The sequence below is a fragment of the Daeguia caeni genome, assembly GCF_042653845.1.
GTDB lineage: Bacteria > Pseudomonadota > Alphaproteobacteria > Rhizobiales > Rhizobiaceae > Brucella > Brucella caeni.
In genome coordinates this window covers 1-23,714 of the sequence record NZ_JBHSEL010000111.1, presented here as the reverse complement: position 1 = coordinate 23,714, position 23,714 = coordinate 1, and the positions used below count along the sequence as shown (strand labels likewise).

Below are 23,714 nucleotides of genomic sequence, written 5' to 3'. Positions count from 1 at the left end.
TTCTTCTGCGGCATTCCAACGTCCTCCTACGGCTCAATAGTTTACTTCAGGGAGGACCACTTTTCAGGGGGCAGACCAGTTTCTGGATGCAATCAATATCCTGCTAGCCTATCTCGGCTACTATCTTCTTGGCCTGCAGACCATGGAGCCGACAGAGACGCGCGATTATTCCTATTTCATATCCATTCCGGTCTATTGGCTGCTGATCTCGCGTGCGGCATGGCGTGCCCTGATACAGCTCATCCATAAGCCCCATCTCTGGGAAAAGACGCCGCACAAGCCAAGTGCATTCTATGCCCTGTCAGAGGCGGTGCGGGAATCCGTGCCCAGCATGGTGGCACCGCGTCCGATGATAGACTGATCTTCTGCGCCAATGGCTTCCAGATCGCGTCCCGTATAGGGAGGCGACAAGAGAATGCGGCGGGTTGCGGCAAGTGCGCCCGCCGCTTGTCATTGGAGCGGGTGATGGTCCAGGGGCATAGCCTGTGTCTGTCCGCGCCAGCATTGTCTGCAATGCGGCGGAGTAGTCGTCCCAGCAGGTGAGGCTGCGACATTCATGGGGGAGGAGTTCCAGCGCTTCAATGGGCTGTGGCGGCGCCATGAAAATGCTTGAGCTGCATTTCCCGCCGATATCCAGCCAGAACTTGAACAGATGGATCCCGTCGGTCACGAATATGCGCTCAAAATCGGGGCCTCGATCAGAAAGGTTTCCAGCTGTTGCGGCGTGCAAAATCCCGTCACCTTTTCACCGTCGGTGCGGTTATACTACGAGTGGTCAAAGGTGACGAATTCACCGGCAGTCGGGAAATGTGCGGCATGACGCTGAAAATACCGGTGCCCGCGTTCGGTTTCGGACGGCTTGGACAAGGCGACATTGTGCACCATACGCTGGTTCATATATTCGTGGATGGTAAAAATGGTGCGCCCTTGCCTGCGGCATCGCGCCCTTCAAAAAGGCAGATGATGCGTTCGTCCGTCGCCTGCAGCCAGTCCGGCAGTTTCACCAGTTCGATCTGAAGCCTGGTCAGGGTTTCTTCATATTCCGATGACTTTATGCGCTCAGCATAGGGATAGCCGCCTGAAGACAGCGCATTGTCCTCAATCCAGTTCGGCAGTTTGGGATCGTCAAGATCGAATTTCCGTTTGACGCCGGCCATTCTCAAACTGATGGTCTTTTTGCCGCTTCCTGTCGGTTGTCTTGGAATTGTCACACACGGCAGACCTCGTTCGGTTATATCAATCATGATAATGGCTGATGTAATGTGCATGAAACTCCTGCTCTCTTACAGGGTACGATCATGGCTGTGGCTGGCAAGATGGCACAAAAAGACAATGAAAAGGCGATACGGCCTGCAAGAGAGGATTCACTGCTTGCGCCCTTCAGGCGCACCAGAGGGCTTCTTCTTGTCAGCATCCTTCTGGCTGTGTGTGTCCTGCTGCTTGATCTTCCGGTCTGGCTTCAGGCTGGATTGATAGCCTTTGTAATCCTCTGTGCGGTCTGGTTTGCAAGCCAGTTTGCGATCGAGACGAATACGGTTGAAAAGGTTGCTGCGCGCAACAGCAATGAACTGGCTGATCTTTCCGGTGAAAAGCTTGCCGATCTCCTGAGCGATCCGCTGATAGTCTTTGATCCTTCAGGCAGCGTCCGCTTCGCCAATCAGGCCGCGCGCGAGGCCTTTCCGTCGCTGGATCATGCCAGTGCCCTGTATCTGCGTTTCCGGGCGCCGGAAATGCACGCGCTTGTTCAGGGGGTGATTGCCGATGGCAAGACCAGAACGATCGACTATTGCGAGCGCGTGCCGGTCGATCGCTGGTTCAAGGCGACGGTAAAGCGCCTGCCGGGCAATCAGGGCGAGCCGGCTTTGTTTGTCCTCCTGTTTCGTGACCAAAGCGAGACGCGCCGTATTGACCGCATGCGGTCTGACTTTATTGCCAATGCCAGCCACGAATTGCGCACGCCTCTGGCTTCATTGCGGGGCTTCATTGAAACGCTGCAAGGCCCGGCGCGCAATGATGCGGCAGCGCGCGAGAAATTCCTGGGCATCATGCAGGACCAGGCTGAGCGTATGTCGCGCCTGATCGACGACCTCCTGTCGCTTTCCCGGCTTGAGATGCGGGCACATCTGGCGGTGACAGAACCTGTCGAAGTGGTCAGTGTCCTCAACCATGTCGTGGATGCGATGACGCCGCTCGCGGCCGATCTGGGGGTTGACATAGAACGCAGTTTTTCAGTCGAGACAGCCGAGGTGACAGGCGCGCGTGACGAGCTGATTCAGGTCTTTCAGAACCTTGTCGAAAATGCCTGCAAATATGGTCAGCAGGGCAAGCGGGTCATTGTCAGCCTGAGCGAGGAGATGACGGGCTCCAGCGCGGAAGTGGTGGTGTCGGTGCGCGATTTTGGCCCCGGCATTGTCCAGCAGGATCTGCCACGTCTCACGGAGCGCTTTTACCGTATCAATGCGGAAACCAGCCGGGCACAGAAGGGAACCGGTCTTGGCCTTGCCATCGTCAAACATATTCTGGTACGCCATCGCGGCAGGCTGGTCATTCGTTCGCAGCTGGGCGAGGGCTCGGTCTTCATGGTGCGCCTGCCCAGGCGCATGGCCTGATTGCGCAGATCAGCGGCTGATTTTGCCATCCGTCTGGATCGGTCTGCTCTGCGGTTTGTCAGGGGTGGCAGACATGGGGATAGACGACCTGCACGGGAAACATGCATTTCGCTTCAAGGGGACAGTCGGTTCCGGAACAGGACATGGCTGGCGGAGATGGGCAGTTGGCCGGCCCAAACAAATGCCCGGATTGCGGGGCATCCGGGCACAAATTCAGGCAACAGGTTTTCGCCGTGCATCCGGCATCTGCTGCAATCCGAGCGAGACCGGATGTTCCGTCAGTTCAGCAATCCGGAACCGACGAAAGCGGAACGTCAGCGAACGCGACGGCGTTCGGACGTTGGCTGGAAGGCCAGCTTTGAATGATAGGCGCAATAGGGGCTGGATTCACCCGATTCATGACCGCAGAAATGGAATTCTTCGCTCAGCGGATCGCCGATCGGCCATTTGCAGGTGCGTTCACTAAGCTGCAGCAGCGAAAGACGGCGCGAGATTGGCACGACCACGTCGGAGGCCGGTTTCATCACGGTTTCAGAAACCGTATCCGTTTCATACTCAACCTGCAGGGCCGCCGAGCCGACCGTCTTGGTCACGGTTGCAGCCGGGCGAACCGTGGTGTTTGCATGGCTCTGGCTGCCGCCGACATTGTTGCTTGCCTGCGTGCTTGGACGTGAAGCGGCAGGTGCAGCCGTGTTGACCTTCTTGCTGCGCGGGGCCGTTGTGGTCGTCTTGCCGCGGCCAGAAAGCTTAAGCCGGTGGACCTTGCCAATCACTGCGTTTCTGCTGACGCCGCCGAGCTGTGCTGCGATCTGGCTTGCGCTCAAGCCCTCGTTCCACAGTTTCTTCAGAAGTTCGACGCGTTCGTCTGTCCAGTTCATCGCCCTGGGCTCCAATCGTTTATTCTTTCCGGAATCCACAAGTGCCCGGCATATCCGGGTTAAAACACCATATCTATCCGGGTGACTAGGTCCGCTGCACGAAATGTAGTTTTCTCAGTTGCGAACCTACAATATCGAATGACTCCATGACAAGGGATTGCCCATCAGGCAGATTCCATTTTCATGGTTTTCCCCAACTTGGGTGCAAATGAGGGCATTTCTTTGGTGGTTAATTAAAAATATGCTGTCTCGCAATGAATAGAGTGTGGCATGCCAGCCGGCAATGGCAATTTGTGCGAGTGACTTGCCGGGCTTTTCACTTTTCCGCGACAGGCGGAATAATATGTCCTGAATGGCATGTCGTGCGGCAACAAAGAGCATGCGCTTCATTGACATTTTTCTTTGGAACGCCAATATACTGCGGTGCCGCCCGGAGGGCGGTTTTTTATTTCAGCCGAAGGCCCGGCAGGCAATGCTGAGCTCCGGCGCGGTTCCTTCGGCCGAAGGCCTTTGTCGGTCGGGGAGATCATGTTGCAATTGAACAGCTTGCCGCTCCCGTTGTCGCGCGGGAACGTCAACAGGATATGAGGCTAACGGAGGCCTGCCAGAATGACCGACGCGAAGACCGTAAAACCGCTCTACGACACCTATAATCGTGCGGCTTTGCGATTTGAGCGAGGCGATGGCATTTGGCTGGTGACCGAAGATGGCGAGCGCTATCTGGATTTCGCTGCCGGTATCGCCGTGAATTCGCTTGGCCATTCTCATCCGCATCTGGTCGAAACCCTGAAGGCGCAGGCTGAAAAGCTCTGGCATGTCTCCAATATTTACCAGGTGCCGGGCCAGGAAAAACTGGCGCAGCGCCTGATCGACAATACATTCGCCGACAAGGTGTTCTTCACCAATTCCGGCGCAGAGGCGTTGGAGTGTGCGATCAAGACCGCACGGCGCTATCATTATGCCAATGGCCATCCGGAACGCTTCCATATCATCACCTTTGAAGGTGCGTTCCATGGCCGCACCATCGCGACTATCGCAGCCGGTGGTCAGGCAAAATATCTTGAAGGTTTCGGCCCGAAGGCGCCGGGCTTTGATCAGGTGCCATTTGGCGATGAAGCTGCGCTGCGCGCAGCCATCACGCCGGAAACTGCGGCAATCCTGCTGGAGCCTGTCCAGGGCGAGGGGGGCTTGCGCGCATTCCCGGATGATTTCCTGCGCCTTGTACGCAGGCTGTGCGATGAAAACGGCCTGCTTCTGATCTTTGACGAGGTGCAGTCCGGCGTCGGTCGCACGGGCAGGTTTTTTGCGCATGAATGGGCAGGTGTGACACCGGATATCATGGCTATTGCCAAGGGTATTGGCGGCGGCTTCCCGTTGGGCGCATGTCTGGCGACGGCAGAGGCAGCCAAGGGCATGGTAGCCGGCACGCATGGCTCGACTTATGGCGGCAATCCGCTCGCCATGGCGGTTGGCAATGCCGTGCTCGATGTCGTGCTGGAAGAAGGCTTCCTCGACAATGTGAATGCGGTTGCGCTGGTGTTCAAACAGGGGCTTGCCTCGATCATCGATCGCTATCCCAATGTCGTGTCGGAAGTGCGCGGACGCGGGCTTCTGATAGGGCTGAAATGTGTGGTGCCGAACACCTCTCTGGTGCAGGCGCTTTATGATGAGCACGTGCTGTGTGTGGGTGCGGGGGATAATGTCGTGCGCTTGCTGCCGCCATTGATCACCACGCCGGAAGAGGCGCGTGAAGGACTGAAACGTATCGAAGCGGCTGTTGAACGGCTCGCAATCGCAAATCCGACCAGCAAGACGGCGTAACGAAATGAGCAAGAACATCAAACATTTCCTTGATCTTTCGGCAGTAGCGGCAGACGATCTGCGCGCAATCCTGGAAGACGCCAAGGCACGCAAGGCACGCCTGAAGGCTGGCGAGATGGACAAGCCGTTGGCTGGCAAGGTGCTGGCGATGATCTTTGAAAAGCCGTCGACCCGCACCCGCGTTTCATTTGATGTCGGCATGCGTCAGCTGGGTGGTGAGACCATCATGCTCACCGGTTCGGAAATGCAGCTTGGCCGCAGCGAAACCATTGCCGATACGGCGCGCGTCCTGTCGCGCTATGTCGATGCGATCATGATCCGCACCACCGCGCATGAGCGCCTGCTGGAACTGGCCGAATATGCCACCGTGCCGGTGATCAATGCGCTGACGGATGATACGCATCCCTGCCAGATTATGGCCGATATTCTGACCTATGAAGAACATCGCGGCCCGGTCGCCGGCAAGACATTCGCCTGGATGGGCGACGGCAATAATGTGCTGCATTCTCTGATTGAGGCGGCAGCACGCTTCAGGTTCAATGTCAATATTGCAACGCCGGAAGGCAGCGAGCCAAAGGCAAACTATATTGAATGGGCACGCGCCAATGGCGCAAACATCATGTCGACGACCGATCCGGTTGTGGCCGCAACAGGCGCAGACTGTATCGTCACTGATACCTGGGTTTCGATGGGACAGGAAGACCGCGCACGCGGCCATCATGTCTTCATGCCTTATCAGGTCAATGCGGAACTCATGGCAAAGGCCGATCCGAAAGCCCTGTTCATGCACTGCCTGCCTGCGCACCGCGGTGAAGAAGTGACAGACGAAGTGATCGACGGACCGCAATCCGTCGTATTTGATGAAGCCGAAAACAGGCTCCACGCCCAGAAGGCAGTTCTGGCCTGGTGCCTGCAGGGAGTGTGAATTGAACGACAAAATTGGCAATGATCAGGGTGCGTCTGGCAGCAGGACCGCGCATCTGGGCGATTTTGGCTTTGCGGGTGATGATGCTGTCGTGCCTTTTCAGGTGGAAGGGCTTGATGTGCGTGGTCGCGCCGTACAGCTTGGCGCAAGCATCGATGCCATTCTGAAGCGTCATGACTATCCGGAAGAGGTTGCCCGCCTTCTGGCAGAGGCAGCAGTCCTCACGGTTCTGCTTGGGACCTCACTCAAATTCGACGGCAAGTTCATTTTCCAGATCCAGTCGGATGGACCGGTGGACATGCTGGTGGTCGATTTCCGCACGCCGCGTTCCATGCGCGCCTATGCGCGCTATGATGCGGAACGCCTGAAGGCAGCGGTCGCGGCCAATGAAACGCGGCCAGAACAGCTTCTGGGGCGCGGAACACTGGCGCTGACGGTCGATCAGGGGCCTTATACCCAGCGTTATCAGGGCATTGTCGCGCTTGACGGCTCAAGCCTTGAAGAAATCGCGATCACCTATTTCCGCCAGTCAGAACAGATTCCCACAGACCTCAAGCTGAGTGTTGCCAAGTTGGTTGAACGCAATGCGGAAGGCAAGCCGGTTGAACAATGGCGTGCTGGCGGGCTGATCATCCAGTTCCTGCCGGAATCCGAGTTGCGTGCGCGCAAGCGTGACCTGCATGGCGGCGATGGCGATGAAAGCACGGGCGACTATCATCCGGAAGACGATGCCTGGACGGAAGCCCGTTCGCTTGTCGCCACGATTGAAAGCTCGGAACTGACCGACCCGCAGGTTGGCTCGGAACGGTTGCTTTACCGCCTGTTCCATGAGCGTGGCGTGCGCGTCTATGATCCGGTTCCTGTGGTGGATGAATGTTCCTGCTCGCGTGAGCGGATCGAGAATGTCCTGTCCGGCTTCTCGGCTGAGGAAATCAATGACAGCATAGAAAACGGCAAGATCACCGTCACCTGCGAATTCTGCTCAAAGAGCTATGAATTCGACCCAAGGCAGTTTCTGGATAAGTAACTGACTGAAAACATTCATTTTTCAGAAAGACTTAAGGCGGCCCTGTCAGGGAGCCGCCTTTGCTTTATGCCGCTCATGCTGTTTTTCCGCGGTTCCGGACGGAAAACCGGTATCCACTTTCCTGGAACGGCTCCATTAATCAGTTCAGCGTACGCCGCTGCTCTGGCAGGTCGAGCGAAAAGGCCGGAATATCGACCTCGAATATGTCATTGCCCATGCCAAGCATCTGGTAGCGGCCGACCATCACGCCGGATGGGGTCTTCAGTGGGCAGCCAGAAGTATACTGGAAGGAGTCGCCCGGCTCCAGAATGGGCTGTTCGCCCACCACGCCTTCACCACGCACTTCCTCGACACGACCATTGGCATCCGTTATCTGCCAATAGCGCGAGCGAAGCTGTACCGTGCCATTGGAATTGTTGACGATTGTGACGCGATAACCAAAAACATAGCGGTTTTCGTCCGGATCGGACTGTTCCTCGATATAGAAGGGCTCGACGGTGATTTCGATCCCATGCGTTACCGCCTTGTACATGCCAACCCTTTCGGTGATTCCTGCATGTCACAGGCATACCGGACTGGCATGTGCAAGTGCAAGGGCCTGAAACCATGCCCGAAGAACAGTCGGTCTTGGGGCAATTCAGATTTTCACGGAAACGCTGATTGCTCCAGCATATTGTCTTTTAGCGGTTCCAGACAGACAACCTGCCCCCACTTTTCCTTAAACTGCTTTGGGAAAGACATGCGCCCGCAGGTGCAGGCGTTCGGAAGAATCTTCAGCGGGCAGCCTTCAGGGCTTCCTCGACATCTTCCAGCAGGTCATCCGTATCTTCAAGGCCGACCGAAATGCGCAGCAATCCATCCGTAATGCCAAGCTCTGCCTTGGCCTCGTCACTGAGGTTCTTGTGCGTCGTGGTGGCCGGATGGGTGATCAGGCTCTTGGCGTCACCCAGATTGTTGGAAATGCTGAAGACCTCAAGCGCGTTTTCAAACTTGAATGCGGCTTCCTTGCCGCCTTCGAGCTCCAGCGCGATCAGTGTCGAGCCGCCGCTCATCTGACGCGCAATGATTTCAGCCTGCGGATGGTCGGGACGCCCCGGATAGATCACACGCTTGACGCCCGGCTTGCCGGCCAGGAAATCGGCAATCGCCTTGGCGGATTGCGCCTGCTGGCGCACGCGGACTGGCAGGGTTTCCAGCCCCTTCAGCATGATCCATGCATTGAACGGGCTCAAGCCGGGACCCGTATGGCGGAAATAATCCTGCAACTGGGTTTCGATCCATTCGCGGTCCGACAGGATCACGCCGCCAAGGCAGCGGCCCTGACCGTCAATGTGTTTGGTCGCCGAATAGACGACGATATGAGCGCCAAGTTCAAATGGGCGCTGGAACATCGGCGTGGCAAACACATTGTCCACGATCAGCCTTGCGCCTGCTTCATTGGCAATTTCCGCCACCTTGGCAATATCAATGACTTCAAGTGTCGGGTTTGACGGGCTTTCAAGGAACATGACCTTGGTGTTCGGACGCACCGCAGCCTTCCAGTTTTCAATCTTTGAGCCGTCAATGATCGAGATTTCCACGCCATAACGCGGCAAGAGCGTCTCAACGATATAGCGGCAGGAGCCAAACACGGCACGCGCCGAAATGACGTGATCGCCAGCCTTCACCTGACAGAGAATGGCGGCGGCAACAGCGGCCATGCCCGATGCTGTGGCACGGGCCTCTTCCGCGCCTTCCAGCGCGCACATGCGCTTTTCAAACATGTCGGTCGTCGGGTTGGCATAACGCGAATAGATGAAACCCGGATCTTCGCCCTTGAAGCGGGCTTCTGCCGCTTCGGCGTTCGGATAGAGAAAGCCCTGTGTGAGGAACAGGGCCTCGGACATTTCCGCAAAGCCGGAGCGGAGCGATCCGGCATGCACCAGATCAGTTGCGGGGCGGAACTTGCGGGTCGTCTTCTTTGTCATTTGTCCAACCTGTTGAAAGCTGGTCGGCCGGGGTGAAAACCTCGGCGGCCAATAAAAAACCGGCTCTGCGAACACGCAAGAGCCGGTTTGGAATCCGCGGCCCTTTTTAGCGAATTCTTTAACGTGGCTGCAAGCCGGCCGGCAAATCACCACGGAATGACATTCCTTTATGCCTGTTGCCGGGGCGCGTCAATGCCTGTCAGGCCCATCCATAGTTGTAGAAGCAAATGGCTCAGGCGAGGCATTTGTCGCTATTTCCTGCGGAAATCCGGGATTGGCACGCGCATGATCGATCGTTTAATGCTATGGACGGTTGATTATCATGAAATTCGCAAGTCGATTTCAGTGTGCAAGCTGTAACGGAGTTAAGGGTCGATGGCGCCAAGAGAAGCGGGAATTCTGGCAGACGCGGATATTGCTGCCCTGTTTGAAGGTGGTGCACTGTCGACGGCGCGTCCGCTTGATAAGGATCAGATCCAGCCTGCAAGTCTTGATCTGCGTCTTGGCGCCAAGGCCTATCGCGTGCGCGCCTCCTTCATGCCGGGGCCGGGAACGCCGGTGGTCGACAAGCTCGAACGGCTGAAACTGCATGAAATCGATCTGACAGCCGGCGCCGTGCTTGAGACCGGCTGCGTCTATATCGTGCCGCTTCTGGAAAGCCTGGCCCTGCCATCCGAGCTTTCTGCTTCGGCAAATCCGAAAAGCTCCACTGGCCGGCTTGATATCTTCACCCGCGTGATCACCGATGGTGCGCAGGAATTCGACAAGGTTCCTGCAGGCTATACGGGGCCGCTCTATCTCGAAGTCAGCCCGCGTACTTTTCCGATTGTGGCGCGCACCGGCTCGCGCCTGTCGCAGATCCGTTTCCGCAAGGGCCGGGCACAGCTGGACGAGGTTGAGCTTGCCGAACTGCATGGCCGGGAAATTCTGGTTGCCGCCGAGCAGCCCAATATTTCCGGTGGAGGCATTGCGCTTTCGGTTGATCTCTCCGGCGGCCCCGAAAAGCTGATCGGCTATCGCGGCAAGCATCACACCGGCGTGGTCGATGTCGACAAGCGCCGCGCCTATGATGTGCTGGATTTCTGGGAGCCGATTTTCGACCGCGGTTCGCGTGAACTGGTGCTTGACCCGGATGAATTCTACATCCTCGTCTCGCGCGAGGCCGTGCATGTGCCGCCGCTTTATGCCGCCGAAATGACCCCGTTCGATCCGCTGGTTGGCGAGTTCCGCGTCCATTATGCCGGTTTCTTCGATCCGGGCTTTGGCCATAGCGCAGCCGGAGGCTCAGGCAGCCGTGCCGTTCTGGAAGTGCGTAGCCATGAAGTGCCTTTCATTCTCGAGCATGGCCAGATCGTTGGCCGTCTTGTCTATGAGCACATGCTGAATCGTCCGAAGGCGCTTTATGGTACCGATCTCGGTTCCAACTATCAGGCACAGCAGCTAAAACTGTCCAAACATTTCAAGTGATTGTCGTTGTTGCGCAGCCGGTCTGCGTCAGATGGCATTGGTCATGGGTGTCATGCACAGCGGTAAGGTGACAAATTCTGAAGCCGTGCAGCGTCGGCTTTCTGTTGGTATTGTCGTTCTGCCGGGCTTTACGCTGACGGCCTTGAGCCTGTTTCTTGATCCGTTTCGTCTTGCAGCCGATGATCGCGATCAGAGCCGACAGATCCGTTGTGCGTGGAAAATCTGCACGTTGAGCGGCGGGCCGGTTACATCGAGTTCGGGCATTGTCGTTGAGCCGACCGCCCCTTTGGGTGAGCTTGATGAATGCGATTATATCGCCATTGTCGGCGGCCTTCTTACGCAATACCAGCCGCATCAGCAAACGGTAATCGATTTCATCAAGCGGGCCGATCGCCGCGGCAAGGTGATTGTCGGCCTGTGTACGGCGGCCTTTTTTCTGGCTGAAGGCGGCCTGCTTGCTGATCGCAACTGCTGTGTCAGCTGGTTCCACCGTGATGATTTTCTGGAACGCTTTGACGGCTATACCGCCGACACGGCAAGCCTGTTTCACCAGAGTGGGAAGCATTTCACCTGTGCGGGTGGATTGGGAGCGGCAGCTCTTGCCCTTTCCATCATTGAGAATGAAATCTCGGAAGAATTGGCGCGTAAAAGTGCGTCCATCCTGCTCATTCCCTATGAAATGGTACGGGCCGAACAGCCAGCCCTGAGTTTCAGCGGGGTGCGTTCTCCGATCGTGCGCAGGGCCATTCGCATCTTTGAAGAAACACTGGAAGAACCTGTACCCATGGTTACGGTGGCGCGCAGGTTGGGCATTTCGGTGCGCCAGATGGAGCGCGCTTTCAAACAGGCCCTGGGGCGTACGGCTTTTGAGGTGCGCGAGGAATTGCGTGTCAGGCGTGCCAAGGAACTGCTCGCAGACAGCGAAATGACCCTGCTGGAAGTGGCGGTTGCCAGCGGTTTTACCGATACACGCAGCATGAACCGTTCATTCCAGCGGCAAAAGCAGAAAGCACCGCGGACATTTCGCAAGCAGTCCATTTCCTGACCGCTTGCAGAGCTGCCCTGAACCGCCTATTTCTGGAGCATGGTCGCGCTGAAGCCGCGTCGTTTGACAGGAGAAATTGATGTCTGATGGTGTAAACCGTTTTCTTGGCGACACGCCCGGACGTGTTCTGATCAAATTGATCCTGATTTCGCTGGTTGTCGGCGTGGTGATGAGCGCCTTCAACTGGACGCCCTATGATATTCTCTGGGGTATCCGGGATTTTGTCCTGCGCCTTTGGAATATGGGCTTTTCTGCCATCGCACATTTTGTCGATTATCTCATTCTTGGCGCGGCAGTGGTCATTCCTGTCTTTATTTTGCTCCGAATCCTCAGCTACCGGAAGTGATCCTGACATTTTCTCAATGTGGTTTCACGGAACAAGATGCTGAACAGAAATGGTTTTGGGCTCTCCCGGCGCGGCTTTCTCATTCTTGCCGGCGCAGTTTTGGGTGCGGGCGTCATGCCGGCCTTGAGCGCGGCTGATGATCCGACCACACTCTTCAACCAGATCCGCAAGGCACATGGCCTTGGCCCGGTGGCAACCGATGCGCGGCTTGAGGAGGCAGCGCTTTATCAGGCAAGGCGCATGGCAAGCTTCGACGAGATAGGCCATAGTGTCGGCTGGGGCAACGGCTTTGTCGCGCGCCTGCGCAAGGCCGGCATTCATGGGCCGGCAGCTGAAAATGTTGCGGCCGGCCAGCCGGATACGCGTTCGGTCTTCGATGCCTGGATGAAATCGCCGGGGCATCGCAGGAATATGCTCGACCCGGAATTTTCCCATTATGGACTTGCCTGGGCAACGCCGGAAAACAGGCCGAACTATATTTACTGGGCGATGGTGCTTGGTCGATAAATCTACAATATTGTTCGTTTTTTACCATGCGCGCCGTCGCGTTCTCACGTAGATAGGACGTGCCTCAGCTTTGGGGCAATTTGCAGAACAACCGGATTGCATGACATGGAAAATGCCCAGCCACTGAAGGGTGAGAATATCAGGCCGTTCAAGGTGACCAACCGCATGGTGCTGATGATCGCCGTGCCGATGACGCTGGCCGCCATCACCACGCCGCTGCTGGGGCTGGTTGACATGGGCGTCGTTGGCCAGATGGGGCAGGCCGAACTGATCGGCGGGCTTGCCATTGGCGCGCTGGTCTTTGATTTTCTGCTGTCGGTTTTCGGTTTCCTGCGTTCCGGTACCACCGGCCTTGTGGCGCAGGCCATGGGCGCAGGCGATGCGGTCGAAGAACAGGCAATCTTCTGGCGTGCCATCATGATTGCGCTTGCCATGGGGCTTGCCTCGATCCTGTGCCTGCCGCTCATTCTGGCGGTAACAACCGCCTTCATGCATCCAACGCCTGCTACCCGCGACGCCATGGCAACCTATGTGTCGATCCGCATGCTGGCAACGCCAATGGCGCTGATCAATTATTCCATCCTGGGTCTGGTACTGGGGCGCGGGCAGGGCGTGCTGGGGCTTGCGCTGCAATTCCTGCTTAACGGCATCAATATCGTGCTCAGCCTCTATCTCGGTCTGAAACTGGGCTATGGCATTGCAGGTGTCGCCTGGGGCACTGTCACGGGTGAAACCGTTGCAGCCCTTGTGGGACTTGTCATTGTCGTGCGCCAGTTTGGTAGGCAGACAGCAGCGCGGCCGGATCGTCGCCGGATTTTTGCCAGGGATAGGCTGATCCGCATGTTTGCGGTCAATCGCGACATCATGATCCGCTCCATTCTGCTTTTGACCGGCTTTGCCTTCTTCACCCGTGCCGGCTCTGATCTCGGGCCGGTAACGCTTGCCGCCAATGCGGTTCTGATGAATTTCTTCCTCGTTGCCGGATTTTTTCTGGATGGCATGGCGGCAGCTGCCGAACAGATCGTTGGTCGCTCGATTGGCGCACGTTACAGCCCGGCGTTCAAAAACGGCGTCAGGCTCACCTTCCTGTGGGGGCTTGTCATGTCGGGAACGGTTGCGGCCCTGCTGCTGATCTTTGGCGATCCGATCATTGCGCTTTTGTCCAAGGCGCTTGACGTGCACAGGGAAGCCTTGCGCTATCTGCCCTGGGCGGCCTTGACCGGCCTGACGGGCCTGCTTGCCTTTCACATGGACGGGGTCTTCATTGGCGCAACATGGTCGCGCGATATGCGCAACATGATGTTTCTGTCGCTTCTGTTCTTCCTTGCCGTGCTGTTCACGCTCAAGCCTGTGATGGGCAATCACGGGCTTTGGCTGGCGCTTAATCTATTTCTGTCGATCCGCGGCATCACGCTTTTGTTCGTGCTGCCGCGCAGATACCGCACGGAATTTGCGGTTTAAACCGACCGCGAAGCCCATTCCTTGGTTTCGCGGTCGCGGAAGGCGGAAATATTGTCCACACCTTCGCGTTTGACGGCATCAGAAAGCCCGCGCAGGATTTCTGCGGCAATGCCGGGGCCACGATAGATCATGCCGGTATAAAGCTGCACCAGATCGGCGCCGGCCTTGATCTTGGCAAGGGCGGTTTGTGCGCTGTCAACACCGCCAACACCAATGAGCGGCATATCGGCACCAACGCGCTCGCGCATGCGGGCGAGCACGATGGTCGAGCGTTCAAACAGCGGCACACCGGAAAGTCCACCGGCTTCATTGCGGTATTCCTGATTTTTCAGCCCCGTGCGCGACAGGGTGGTGTTGGAAACAATGATGCCATCGAGCTTCTGTTCCAGCGCTTCGGCGGCAATGTCATCCAGCTCTTCGTCAACAAGATCAGGCGCGATCTTGAGAAAGATCGGACGTTTCAGCGTGCATTTGCTGCTTTCTTCCTCGCGTGCTTCCAGAACGCGGCTCAACAGTTCATGCAGTGAAGCACGCGCCTGAAGATTGCGCAGGCCCGGCGTATTGGGCGAGGAAATGTTGATGGTGAAATAGCGCGCCAGCTGATAGAATTTGCGGATGCCTTCGACATAATCGGCAATGCGGTCTTCTGCATCCTTGTTGGCGCCAATATTGACACCGACAATGCCGCTATTGCCTGCGCGCTGGGTCAGGCGCTTGAAGGCGGCCTCATGACCCTCATTGTTGAAGCCCAGGCGGTTGATAACGGCACAGTCTTCCGGCAGGCGGAAAATGCGCGGCCGCGGATTGCCGGATTGCGGGCGCGGCGTGATCGTACCAACTTCGGCAAAGCCGAAGCCAAGCTGAAGCAGTGCATCCGGCACTTCGGCATTCTTGTCATAGCCGGCTGCCATGCCGAGCGGATTGGGAAATTTCAGCCCGGCAACAGCAAGGGCAAGCGCCGGATCAGCCGGAACAGTCGCACGCGCCAGCCGCGTTTTCAGCACCGCAATGGAAAGGCCATGGGCTTTTTCGGCTTCCATGCAAAACAGTGCGCGTCGTCCGATTGTTTCAAAAACGCTGGTCATTCTTGGTTCAGCTCCGGGAATATATGCAGACCATCTTCATTGATCGGCAAGGGCTCAACCTTCACCACCGCGTGCAGCGGCAGATCGGCATAAAGATGCGGAAATAGATCACCACCGCGCGAAGGCTCATATTTCAGTGTCGGCCCAAGGGCGTGTGCATCAATGCTAAGCAGAAGCAGATCGTTCTGTCCGGCAAAATGTTTTGCGGCAGTCTCGCGTACTTGGGCAGCGGTTGAAAAATGGATGAAACCGTCAGCCTTGTCGACTGGCGCCCCGCTGAACACCCCGTCCGCTTCGGCCTGCTGCCAAAGCGCGCGCGGCGTGATCTTGTAGATGATCCTGTGTGTCATGGCCTGCTCTCTAGTCTATTTTGCCCCAAAATGGAAATATCGAAATGTGAACCCGGATAATCAGTAATCAATAAAATATTGATTCATCGCTGCGTGGGCTTCGATTTTTGACGTATTGTCTCCATATAAGGGAAAGCCACACGGAGGATCGACGCCATGATACAGCGAAAGAAGACTATGTCTGCGCTTGCCTTTTCTGCAACGGTTCTGGGTCTGGCAATAGGCGCGACTGGCGCTGTGGCTCAGGATGCAAGCCGTTACAGCCTTGAGAAGATGGATAATGGCTATATTCGCTTTGACAGGCAAACGGGTGCTATGTCCGTCTGTACGGGATCGGCGACAGAGCTCACGTGCAAGATGGCGGCCGATGACCGCGCGGCCTATGAACATGATCTTGGCCAGTTGCAGGAACGGGTGAAAAAGCTTGAAGACCGGCTTGCAGCACTTGAGAAAAAGGATGCGACGGCAGGGCTGCCGTCGGAAGCCGATTTTGAAAAGTCGATGAGTTATATGGAGCGTTTTCTGCGCCGTTTCATGGCGATTGCCAAGAGCTTTGAAAGCGAGCCGGAAAAACCTTCGACCGATACCATGCCCGGCCGCACCTGACCGGACCGGATAGCCGGATGGATTGCCTGAAAAAGACATCAGCCCAAACCGGTGCCGGCTTGGGCTGATTATTCAGATTGCCCTATTCGGCAAAGCGTTTTGTCGCCTCGATCAGGGCATGCACAATGCCGGGTTCTGTCACGGCATGGCCGCTGTCTTCAATGATCTGCAGCTCAGCTTCCGGCCAGACTTTTTTCAACTGCCAGGCATTGATGAAGGGCGTGCACATGTCATAGCGTCCATGAACGATGACGCCCGGAATATGGCGAATGCGGTTCACATTGCGCAGCAACTGGTCGTCGGATTCAAGGAAGCCGCGATTCTGGAAATAGTGGCATTCGATACGTGCGAATGCGACGGCAAACTGGTCTTCGCCAAAGGCATCTTCCCGTGCCGGATCCGGTTGGACGGAAAGAACCGAACCTTCCCAGCGTGACCATCTGCGTGCGGCTTCCAGTTGTACCTGCGGATCTGGATCTGTCAGGCGCTTGTAATAAGCGGAGATCATGTCACCGCGTTCTTCTTCCGGAATATGTTCGTAATAGGATTCGAACTTGTCCGGGAAGATGATGCTGGCGCCGTTGGTATACATCCAGTCCACTTCAAAACGGCGCATCAGGAAAATGCCGCGCAGGACGAGTTCGGTCACCCGTTCCGGGTGGGTTTGCGCATAGGCAAGGCCTAGGGTCGAGCCCCATGAACCGCCGAAGACCTGCCATTTGTCGATGCCGAGATGGGAGCGGATATGTTCCATATCGGCAACCAGATCCCATGTCGTGTTTTCACGCAATTCCGCATGTGGGGTTGAACGGCCACAGCCACGCTGGTCGAACAGGATGATGCGATAGCGTTCCGGATCATGCAGACGGCGCATGGTCGGGGTGATGCCACCGCCTGGCCCGCCGTGAATCATGATAACCGGCTTGCCATTCGGGTTACCGCATTGCTCCACATGAATGCGATGCAATGCCGAGACCTGAAGCATTTCCTCCTTGAAAGGCTTGATCTCTGGATAAAGCGTATTGCGTGTCATAAAATGCCTTTTGGGTTCGTTCTGTCCTGCGGACAGTCTCTGTGCCGTTCAAATTATTCATCACTAACCTACAATGCGGCCAGATAGCGGCAAGAATGAATTGGAAATAACCACTGATTTGTGATTTTTGTTGCCCAGTTCGAAATTTGGCATAAAACGGAAAATGATTGTCGGGGCAGCGACTGCACGACAAAGGGGGGGTAATAGAGATGGCGCGCGAGGCTCATGAAATTCATAATCGCTGACGATCATCCGTTGTTTCGAGGCGCACTCCGCCAGGTCCTTTCAGGACAGACGGATTCGGTGGAAATTGTCGAGGCGGGCGACTTTGACGAGGTCAAGAAAATCGTCGCGGAGGAAGACGAAATCGACCTTCTGCTGCTTGATCTGGCAATGCCGGGCGGCACCGGGCTTTCCGGTCTGGTGACACTGAAGGCCTTGCAGCCGGCACTACCGATCATCATTGTATCGGCAACGGACGATGCTGCCACCGTGCGCAATGCGCTGGAGCTTGGCGCTTCTGGTTTCATCTCCAAATCGGCGGGTATGGAGACGATCAACGAGGCAATCAATGCCGTGCTTGCAGGGGATGTCTGGACGCCTGATCACATTGATCTCGATCATCCGCAGGATCCGGAAATCCAGGCATTGATCGATCGTCTGCGCACCTTGACGCCACAGCAGACCCGGGTTCTGACCATGCTGGCGGAAGGCCTGCTCAACAAGCAGATCGCCTATGAGTTGGAAGTCTCGGAAGCAACCGTCAAGGCGCATGTCTCGGCCGTGCTGCAAAAGCTGGGAGTCGACAGCCGCACCCAAGCCGTCATCCTGCTGTCGAAGATAGGCGCAGAGACAATCAACGCCGGTTGACCGGCCTATTCTGCGGCTTTGGTGCTGGACGTATCGTCACGGTTTGCCCGATGCATCTGGGACAGGAGCGCGCGTAAGGCAGCGGGTTTCAGCGGCTTGTGCAGCAACGTGACATTTTCTTCTTCCGTGCGCTGACGCACTTCCGTCGAACGGTCTGCTGTAAGCAGGATCGACGGTATTTCACTGCCAAAATATTCACGCGCATAACCGATCATGTCGAGACCATTCTCGTGGATGAGATGGAAATCGGCCACGATCACATCCGGCATGGGCGCTCCACTGGCGCAGAACTGTTTGAGCTCGGCACCGCTGCGCAAGGTCGTCACCACACAGCCCCAGCCGGTAAGAAGCGTATTCATGCCGGCCAGAATATTGGCATCATTATCGATGCACAACACGTTGAGGCCGGCAAGTTCCGAGACGCGACGTGTATTCTTGCGGCTCTTGACCTCTTCCACCGGCGGCGCCTCATCGCTGACCGGGATGGTAAGGGTGAACACCGTTCCCTTGCCAACGGTTGATGACAGTGTCAGCGGCAATGACAGAACGCGCGCAATGCGGTCTACGATCGACAGGCCAAGACCAAGGCCTTCTGCCTCGCGCATGCCTTCATCAAGGCGGGTAAATTCCCGGAATACCAGTTTCAGCTTGTGCGGCGGAATGCCGATTCCGGTATCGAGCACCTGAAGATCGATATGCCTGCCGCGTCTGCGCACGCCAAGCAGGATGCTGCCGGCGCGGCTGTATTTGATCGAATTGGAAACCAGATTCTGGATGAGACGGCGCAGCATGTTGCGATCCGTCTTGACCACGATGCTTGACGGCACGACGCGCAGCCGCAACCCTTTCTTGCGTGCAAGCGGCGTGAAATCGGTGGCGATCTGCTTCATCAGCCGGTCAAGGCGGAAGACAGTCGGTTCCGGCTTGAGCGCGCCCGTATCAAGCCGTGAAATATCGAGCACCATGCCGAGAATGGCTTCAACCGCTTCCAGCGAACTGTCAATATTGCGCGCAAATTCGCTTGCTTCCGACTGGCCGAGCTTTTCGGCAAGGGCGGTACTGTAAAGCCGTGCTGCATTGAGCGGCTGGAGAATGTCATGACCGGCTGCGGCCAGAAAACGTGTCTTGCCAAGATTGGCCTCTTCGGCTTCCGCCTGCGCACGCGCCAGTTGCTGATTGACGCGGGTCAGCTCCGCCGTACGGTCAGCCACGCGCTGTTCCAGCACTTCGGCTGCTTTCTGGCGCATCAGATCGGCTTCAACGGCAGCGGTAATATCGGTGTAGGTGGCGACAATGCCGCCATCCGGCATGGCATTGGCCTGGATTTCCAGCACTTTTCCGGTTGAAGGCAGGTCCATCCGCCAGGGTTTGCGAATGGCAGTGAGCGAGCGGATGACGCTGTTTTGTGCATTGAAGGCAATATCGCCGCGCTTGTGCAGCTGTTCGACAATATCCGACATCGGAATGCCGACCTGCACCACATCTTCCGGCAGGCCAAGCAGATGACGGAACTGACGGTTCCAGCAGGCCAGACGCAGATCCTTGTCGAAGACGGTAATGCCCTGTTCCATCTGGTCGAGCGCGATCTGCAACAGGTCGCGGTTCTGTTGCAGCGCGGCCGAGGCATCATCCAGCAGCTGGCGCGCATCGCGTCCTGATGCCTCATTGCGCTGCAACAGAAGCGACAGCACCAGACGGGCAGAGGATGATCCGACAGCAGTGCCGAGCAATTGCTCGGCGTAGCGGATGATGGGGGTATCAACCGTCTGGCCGGGATCAAGCCGGCGCTGTTCGCGCTCTTCAAAGCGCAGGAAGGCCCGTTCGACGCGCTCTGCTCCCAGATAACGCGCCATTGTGGCTTTCAGCTCTTCAATGGTGACGGTGGTGCGGAAGCGTTTCAGCGCAGGGGCGGCAATCAGATGACGTGGCAGGAAAATGCTGGCCTGAATGCGTTCAAGCGGGGTCGAGGCGCGAGACAGCGAGCCAAGCATATAGAAGAACGTATTGGCGGCAAGGCTCCACATGACGCCGTTGTTCAGCGGCAAGGCATCGGTGCCGAACAGGGCCTCGGGCCGCAGTGCGGTGAATCCGAACAGGCCATTGTGCAAAATGGCGGCGTCTTCTGGCAAAAGCGTGGGCAGAAGAAGCGTATAGGCCCAGACAATGAAACCTGCCGACAGGCCAAGCATGGCACCGCGCGCATTGGCCCGGCGCCAGAACAGCCCGCCCAGAAAGGCCGGCACGAATTGTGCGATCGCCGCAAATGAAATCAGGCCAATGGAGGCCAGATGGATATTGTTCGAGGTAAAGCGGTAATAGGCATAGGCCGTGGCCAGAATGGCGATAATGGTCAGGCGGCGCGTATTGAGAATGATGCGGGTGAGGTCGCGCTGTGCGGTCGGGTGAGGTTTGGCAAGCCGCCGGATGAACAACGGCAGGACGAGGTGGTTGGAGATCATGATCGACAGCGCCACGCAGGCGACAATCACCATTGCCGTGGCTGCCGATAGCCCACCCAGAAAGGCAATCATGACCAGCCAGTAGGAATCGGCGGCAAGAGGCAGGGCCAGTACATAAAGGTCGCCACTGACGCTGCTGCCGAGCAGCATGACGCCGATCAGGGCGATAGGGAAGACGAAAATATTGATGAGGATCAGGTATAGTGGAAACAGCCATGTGGCCGTGCGTAATTCCTCTTCGCTGCGGCTTTCGACAAAGGCAACATGAAACTGGCGCGGCAGCATGATGATGGCTGCGGCACTCAGCGCCGTATGTACGATCCATGTGCCGATGGAGGTTTTATATTCAACGGCCGCCAGTGCCTTGGGCGAGGCGGCAATATTGTTTATCAGCTCTGTTGGCGAGCCAAACAGGAAGAATGTACAGGCAAGCCCCACGGCGAGGAAGGCGGAGAGCTTGATGACCGATTCAAGCGCGACTGCGAGAATGAGGCCGTTCTGGTGTTCGGTCGCATCCGTATGCCGCGTGCCAAAGAGGATGGCAAATGCAGCAAGAACGGCGGCCACAGGCAGCGATATGTCGCGGAAAAAGAAAAGGGACGGATTGAGCGTGGTGTTGTAATGCGAAACGATCAGGCCGACACTGCCGGAAACGGCCTTGAGCTGCAGGGCAATATAGGGGATGGAGCCGACAGCGGCGATACAGGTGGCGAATGAGGCCACGCCAAAGCTCTTGCCGTAACGGGCGGCGAGGAAATCGGCGATGGAGGTGATGTGCTCCGATTTGGCAAGGCGGACGATATGGCGTATCAGCCGGTTGCCCAGGGTGAACACCAGAATGGGCCCGATATAGATGCCAAGAAACTCAAGTCCGCGCTGTGCCGAAAGGCCGACTGAGCCAAAGAATGTCCAGGAGGTGCAATAGACGGCAAGACTCAGCGCGTAGATATAGGGGCGTGGCGCGCTGTTCCATGATGCCGTACGCCTGTCACCGATGCTTGCCACGGCAAAAAGCAGCAGCAAATAACAAAAGGCGACTGCTAGAATTCCCCATCCCTGCATTGCTGGCGTACTCCTATCGCCTGCATGGCTTATACTCCGCCAGTCTGGAGGCAAGCATTTTCAGGACGAAGTTGCAAGAATCTTGGCGAAAAGGTGTTGCGTTTGCTACATATGACTTCCCGTACAGTGAATTTGCGCGCAGTTTAATAGGTGAGCAGCATTTCATCATTGAATGAAATGATCTGCTATCTTGCAGTTCTGCGATCACGGCCCGATCGCGGATGGCAGAAGAGAGGGAATTATCTATGTTGAAAGAATTCAAGGAGTTTGCCCTGAAGGGCAATATGGTTGATCTGGCTATCGGTGTGATCATTGGTGGTGCCTTTGGTGGTCTGGTCAATTCGATCGTCAACGACATCATCATGCCGATCATTGGCCTGATCACGGGTGGCATCGATTTCTCCAACATGTTCATCCAGCTCGCTGGTGAGCCGCGCTCGACGCTGGCGGCTGCCCGCGAGGCTGGCGCAACGCTTGCCTATGGCAATTTCCTGACGCTGTTGATCAATTTCCTGATCATTTCATGGGTCCTGTTCATCGTGGTCAAGGTGATGAACCGTCTGAAGCGGAAGGAAGAGGAAAAGCCGGCCGAAGCGCAGGAAGCACCGCGCGAGGAAGTGTTGCTGACCGAAATCCGCGATCTTCTCGCCAAGAAGGTCTGATGGCAGCACAATGCTGTGCAACAGGGCGGGGCCTTCGGGCTCCGCTTTTGTTTGATCACAAGAGTTGATCATTTGATCACAAAATGCGTTGTGATTTTGCGTCTGCAGCTTGTTATCACATCTGTACAACTTCATCTTGAGGCGCTTGCCATGTCACATCTCGCCATGTCGTTATTAGAAAGTCTTCGCCCGCAAGCCGTGCAGTCCAGGGAAAGCGGCATTGTTGCCGTCTCCAATTATGGTCGCGGAAAAGATGGCCTGATCCCGCTCTGGGTCGGTGAGGGTGATTTGCCAACGCCGCAATTCATCCGCGAGGCGGCGCAGGCCTCGATCGCCAAGGGCGAGACATTCTACACCTGGCAGGCGGGCATTCCAGAATTGCGTGATGCCTTGGCGCGTTATTATGCACGTCATTTCCCGCTGCCACTTCGCCGCGAGAATTTCTATGTCACCGGTTCCGGCATGCACGCAATTGAACTGGCGATTGCAGCAACCGCAGGCCCTGGCGATGAAGCCGTCTATCTGGCTCCTGCCTGGCCCAATTTTGTCGGCGCGGCCGAGCTTGGCAATGTGAAGCCTGTAGCGGTTCAGCTTGATTTTAACGATAATGGCTGGACGCTTGACCCGGAAAAGATTGAAGCGGCCATCACACCGCGCACCAAGGTCATTTTCATCAATACGCCGTCAAACCCGACCGGCTGGACGGCTGACCTTGAAACATTGCGCTATATTCTTGATGTCGCGCGCAGGCACGGCGTCTGGATCATCGCGGATGAAATCTACAGCCGCTTTTATTATGGCGGTTTGCGCGCACCGTCATTTCTGGACGTGATGGATCCGGAAGATCGCGTCATTTTCGTCAATTCTTTCTCGAAAAACTGGGCCATGACCGGCTGGCGCATTGGCTGGATGGTCACGCATCCCTCGCTCGGGGGCGTCATCGAAAATCTGGTGCAATATTCCAATTCCGGTGTGGCGCAGTTCATCCAGCGCGGCGCGGTGGCGGCCCTTGATCAGGGCGAGGATTTCATCGTCATGCAGGTGGAACGCGCTCGCGCCACACGCGACCGGCTGTGCGCTGCACTTCAGGCTACGGGGAAGGTGCGGCTTGCTCCGCCACAGGGCGCCTTTTATCTGTTCTTTGGCGTGGAAGGGATTACGGATTCCGGCAAGGCTGCAATTGATCTCGTTGATCAGGCCAGGGTTGGCCTTGCGCCGGGCACGGCATTTGGTGCAGGCGGCGAGGCCTTCTTCCGGCTCTGTTTCGGGCGTGATCCGACGCAGGTTGACAAGGCGGGCGAACGCCTTGTGCGCTGGATCAATGACTTATAGGGCGAGACATGAACAAGGGCCGGGTCTGACCCGGCCTTTTGGTTTTGTTGCGGATGCTCAAGGCAGTTTCAGGACAAGTGACAGCCGGCTATCCGTCCGGAACTGCGAGCAAACAAATGTTAGAGCATTTCACTTTTTGATGGAACCATATCCAGCACTGGCGAAGTAGTTTAAGCATTCGCCAGGTTGGATTGTCTGAATG

23 protein-coding genes, 1 pseudogene and 1 riboswitch are annotated in these 23,714 nt (G+C 56.7%); of the genes and pseudogenes, 14 read left to right on the top strand and 10 right to left on the bottom strand.

The window, feature by feature from the left end; all coding sequences use genetic code 11:
* The first annotated feature begins 142 nt into the window (after positions 1–142).
* The gene (locus ACFO1V_RS11240) at positions 143–361 is read left to right on the top strand and encodes a hypothetical protein (protein WP_374833934.1); all 219 of its coding nucleotides are present in this window, start codon (positions 143–145) and stop codon (positions 359–361) included.
* Here ACFO1V_RS11240 and ACFO1V_RS11235 read toward each other — a convergent pair.
* Together ACFO1V_RS11235 and ACFO1V_RS11230 are read right to left on the bottom strand one after the other, a co-directional pair.
* A complete protein-coding gene (locus ACFO1V_RS11235; RefSeq protein WP_374833928.1) occupies positions 302–670 on the bottom strand; it encodes a polyphosphate kinase 2 family protein in 369 nt (122 codons plus the stop codon). The genes ACFO1V_RS11240 and ACFO1V_RS11235 overlap by 60 nt on opposite strands.
* Positions 671–765: 95 nt before the next feature.
* Positions 766–1,157: pseudogene (locus ACFO1V_RS11230) on the bottom strand (polyphosphate kinase 2 family protein).
* Positions 1,158–1,316: 159 nt separating this feature from the next.
* On the opposite strand from ACFO1V_RS11230, the gene ACFO1V_RS11225 reads away from it, so the two are divergent.
* Positions 1,317–2,609 (top strand): ATP-binding protein, encoded by a 1,293-nt coding sequence (locus ACFO1V_RS11225; protein WP_374833932.1) that lies wholly within the window; start codon positions 1,317–1,319, stop codon positions 2,607–2,609.
* 314 nt (positions 2,610–2,923) lie between these two features.
* On the opposite strand, the gene ACFO1V_RS11220 is transcribed toward ACFO1V_RS11225, so the two are convergent.
* Positions 2,924–3,487, bottom strand: a complete 564-nt coding sequence (locus ACFO1V_RS11220; protein WP_374833926.1) for a GcrA family cell cycle regulator — start codon at positions 3,485–3,487, stop codon at positions 2,924–2,926.
* A gap of 126 nt (positions 3,488–3,613) precedes the next feature.
* Complete coding sequence (locus ACFO1V_RS11215) at positions 3,614–3,877, bottom strand: hypothetical protein (protein WP_374833924.1); 264 nt, start codon at positions 3,875–3,877, stop codon at positions 3,614–3,616.
* A gap of 219 nt (positions 3,878–4,096) precedes the next feature.
* Between ACFO1V_RS11215 and ACFO1V_RS11210 the strand changes: the two genes are divergently transcribed.
* The 3 genes from ACFO1V_RS11210 to ACFO1V_RS11200 are packed head-to-tail and all read left to right on the top strand — an operon-like array spanning position 4,097 to position 7,260.
* Entirely contained in the window at positions 4,097–5,308 is a 1,212-nt protein-coding gene (locus tag ACFO1V_RS11210) for an aspartate aminotransferase family protein (protein ID WP_374833922.1), read from the top strand.
* A gap of 4 nt (positions 5,309–5,312) precedes the next feature.
* Positions 5,313–6,233 carry an ornithine carbamoyltransferase gene (gene argF, locus ACFO1V_RS11205; RefSeq protein WP_374833920.1) on the top strand — a complete coding sequence of 307 codons (921 nt, stop codon included), beginning with the start codon at positions 5,313–5,315 and terminating at the stop codon, positions 6,231–6,233.
* Entirely contained in the window at positions 6,169–7,260 is a 1,092-nt protein-coding gene (locus ACFO1V_RS11200; protein ID WP_374833918.1) for an Hsp33 family molecular chaperone, read from the top strand. Before argF ends, ACFO1V_RS11200 begins: the two co-directional genes overlap by 65 nt.
* 139 nt (positions 7,261–7,399) lie before the next feature.
* On the opposite strand, the gene apaG is transcribed toward ACFO1V_RS11200, so the two are convergent.
* Both apaG and ACFO1V_RS11190 read right to left on the bottom strand, forming a co-directional pair.
* Complete coding sequence (apaG, locus tag ACFO1V_RS11195) at positions 7,400–7,792, bottom strand: Co2+/Mg2+ efflux protein ApaG (protein WP_374833916.1); 393 nt, start codon at positions 7,790–7,792, stop codon at positions 7,400–7,402.
* A 241-nt stretch (positions 7,793–8,033) separates the two neighbouring features.
* Positions 8,034–9,227: an O-succinylhomoserine sulfhydrylase gene (locus tag ACFO1V_RS11190; protein ID WP_374833914.1), complete on the bottom strand. Its 1,194-nt coding sequence runs from the start codon at positions 9,225–9,227 to the stop codon at positions 8,034–8,036.
* 84 nt (positions 9,228–9,311) lie between these two features.
* A riboswitch (SAM riboswitch) is annotated at positions 9,312–9,390 on the bottom strand.
* 212 nt (positions 9,391–9,602) lie between these two features.
* Here ACFO1V_RS11190 and ACFO1V_RS11185 point away from each other — a divergent pair.
* The 5 genes from ACFO1V_RS11185 to ACFO1V_RS11165 all read left to right on the top strand — a co-directional run bounded on the left by ACFO1V_RS11185 (position 9,603) and on the right by ACFO1V_RS11165 (position 14,053).
* A complete protein-coding gene (locus ACFO1V_RS11185; protein WP_374833912.1) occupies positions 9,603–10,694 on the top strand; it encodes a 2'-deoxycytidine 5'-triphosphate deaminase in 1,092 nt (363 codons plus the stop codon).
* A 67-nt stretch (positions 10,695–10,761) separates the two neighbouring features.
* Positions 10,762–11,739 carry a GlxA family transcriptional regulator gene (locus tag ACFO1V_RS11180; RefSeq protein ID WP_374833910.1) on the top strand — a complete coding sequence of 326 codons (978 nt, stop codon included), beginning with the start codon at positions 10,762–10,764 and terminating at the stop codon, positions 11,737–11,739.
* Positions 11,740–11,818: 79 nt separating this feature from the next.
* The gene (locus tag ACFO1V_RS11175; RefSeq protein ID WP_374833908.1) at positions 11,819–12,085 is read left to right on the top strand and encodes a DUF6460 domain-containing protein; all 267 of its coding nucleotides are present in this window, start codon (positions 11,819–11,821) and stop codon (positions 12,083–12,085) included.
* Positions 12,086–12,121: 36 nt separating this feature from the next.
* The gene (locus tag ACFO1V_RS11170) at positions 12,122–12,592 is read left to right on the top strand and encodes a CAP domain-containing protein (protein ID WP_374833906.1); all 471 of its coding nucleotides are present in this window, start codon (positions 12,122–12,124) and stop codon (positions 12,590–12,592) included.
* A gap of 105 nt (positions 12,593–12,697) precedes the next feature.
* Positions 12,698–14,053: an MATE family efflux transporter gene (locus tag ACFO1V_RS11165; protein ID WP_374833904.1), complete on the top strand. Its 1,356-nt coding sequence runs from the start codon at positions 12,698–12,700 to the stop codon at positions 14,051–14,053.
* On the opposite strand, the gene ACFO1V_RS11160 is transcribed toward ACFO1V_RS11165, so the two are convergent.
* Together ACFO1V_RS11160 and ACFO1V_RS11155 are read right to left on the bottom strand one after the other, a co-directional pair.
* A complete protein-coding gene (locus tag ACFO1V_RS11160; RefSeq protein ID WP_374833902.1) occupies positions 14,050–15,138 on the bottom strand; it encodes a quinone-dependent dihydroorotate dehydrogenase in 1,089 nt (362 codons plus the stop codon). The genes ACFO1V_RS11165 and ACFO1V_RS11160 overlap by 4 nt on opposite strands.
* Positions 15,135–15,488: a DUF952 domain-containing protein gene (locus ACFO1V_RS11155; RefSeq protein WP_374833900.1), complete on the bottom strand. Its 354-nt coding sequence runs from the start codon at positions 15,486–15,488 to the stop codon at positions 15,135–15,137. Before ACFO1V_RS11155 ends, ACFO1V_RS11160 begins: the two co-directional genes overlap by 4 nt.
* A gap of 156 nt (positions 15,489–15,644) precedes the next feature.
* Between ACFO1V_RS11155 and ACFO1V_RS11150 the strand changes: the two genes are divergently transcribed.
* Positions 15,645–16,094, top strand: coding sequence for a hypothetical protein (locus tag ACFO1V_RS11150; protein WP_374833898.1), 450 nt, complete (start codon positions 15,645–15,647; stop codon positions 16,092–16,094).
* A gap of 82 nt (positions 16,095–16,176) precedes the next feature.
* On the opposite strand, the gene pip is transcribed toward ACFO1V_RS11150, so the two are convergent.
* On the bottom strand, positions 16,177–17,127 hold the full coding sequence (pip, locus tag ACFO1V_RS11145; RefSeq protein ID WP_374833896.1) for a prolyl aminopeptidase: 951 nt from the start codon (positions 17,125–17,127) through the stop codon (positions 16,177–16,179).
* A gap of 225 nt (positions 17,128–17,352) precedes the next feature.
* Between pip and ACFO1V_RS11140 the strand changes: the two genes are divergently transcribed.
* A complete protein-coding gene (locus ACFO1V_RS11140; RefSeq protein WP_374833894.1) occupies positions 17,353–17,997 on the top strand; it encodes a response regulator in 645 nt (214 codons plus the stop codon).
* A gap of 5 nt (positions 17,998–18,002) precedes the next feature.
* Here the strand turns inward: ACFO1V_RS11140 and ACFO1V_RS11135 are convergent, their stop codons facing one another.
* Positions 18,003–21,518: a NahK/ErcS family hybrid sensor histidine kinase/response regulator gene (locus ACFO1V_RS11135; RefSeq protein WP_374833892.1), complete on the bottom strand. Its 3,516-nt coding sequence runs from the start codon at positions 21,516–21,518 to the stop codon at positions 18,003–18,005.
* Positions 21,519–21,763: 245 nt separating this feature from the next.
* On the opposite strand from ACFO1V_RS11135, the gene mscL reads away from it, so the two are divergent.
* Positions 21,764–22,180: a large conductance mechanosensitive channel protein MscL gene (gene mscL / locus ACFO1V_RS11130; protein WP_374833890.1), complete on the top strand. Its 417-nt coding sequence runs from the start codon at positions 21,764–21,766 to the stop codon at positions 22,178–22,180.
* Between the two features lie 165 nt (positions 22,181–22,345).
* Positions 22,346–23,512: a pyridoxal phosphate-dependent aminotransferase gene (locus tag ACFO1V_RS11125; protein WP_374833930.1), complete on the top strand. Its 1,167-nt coding sequence runs from the start codon at positions 22,346–22,348 to the stop codon at positions 23,510–23,512.
* Positions 23,513–23,714: the final 202 nt, after the last annotated feature.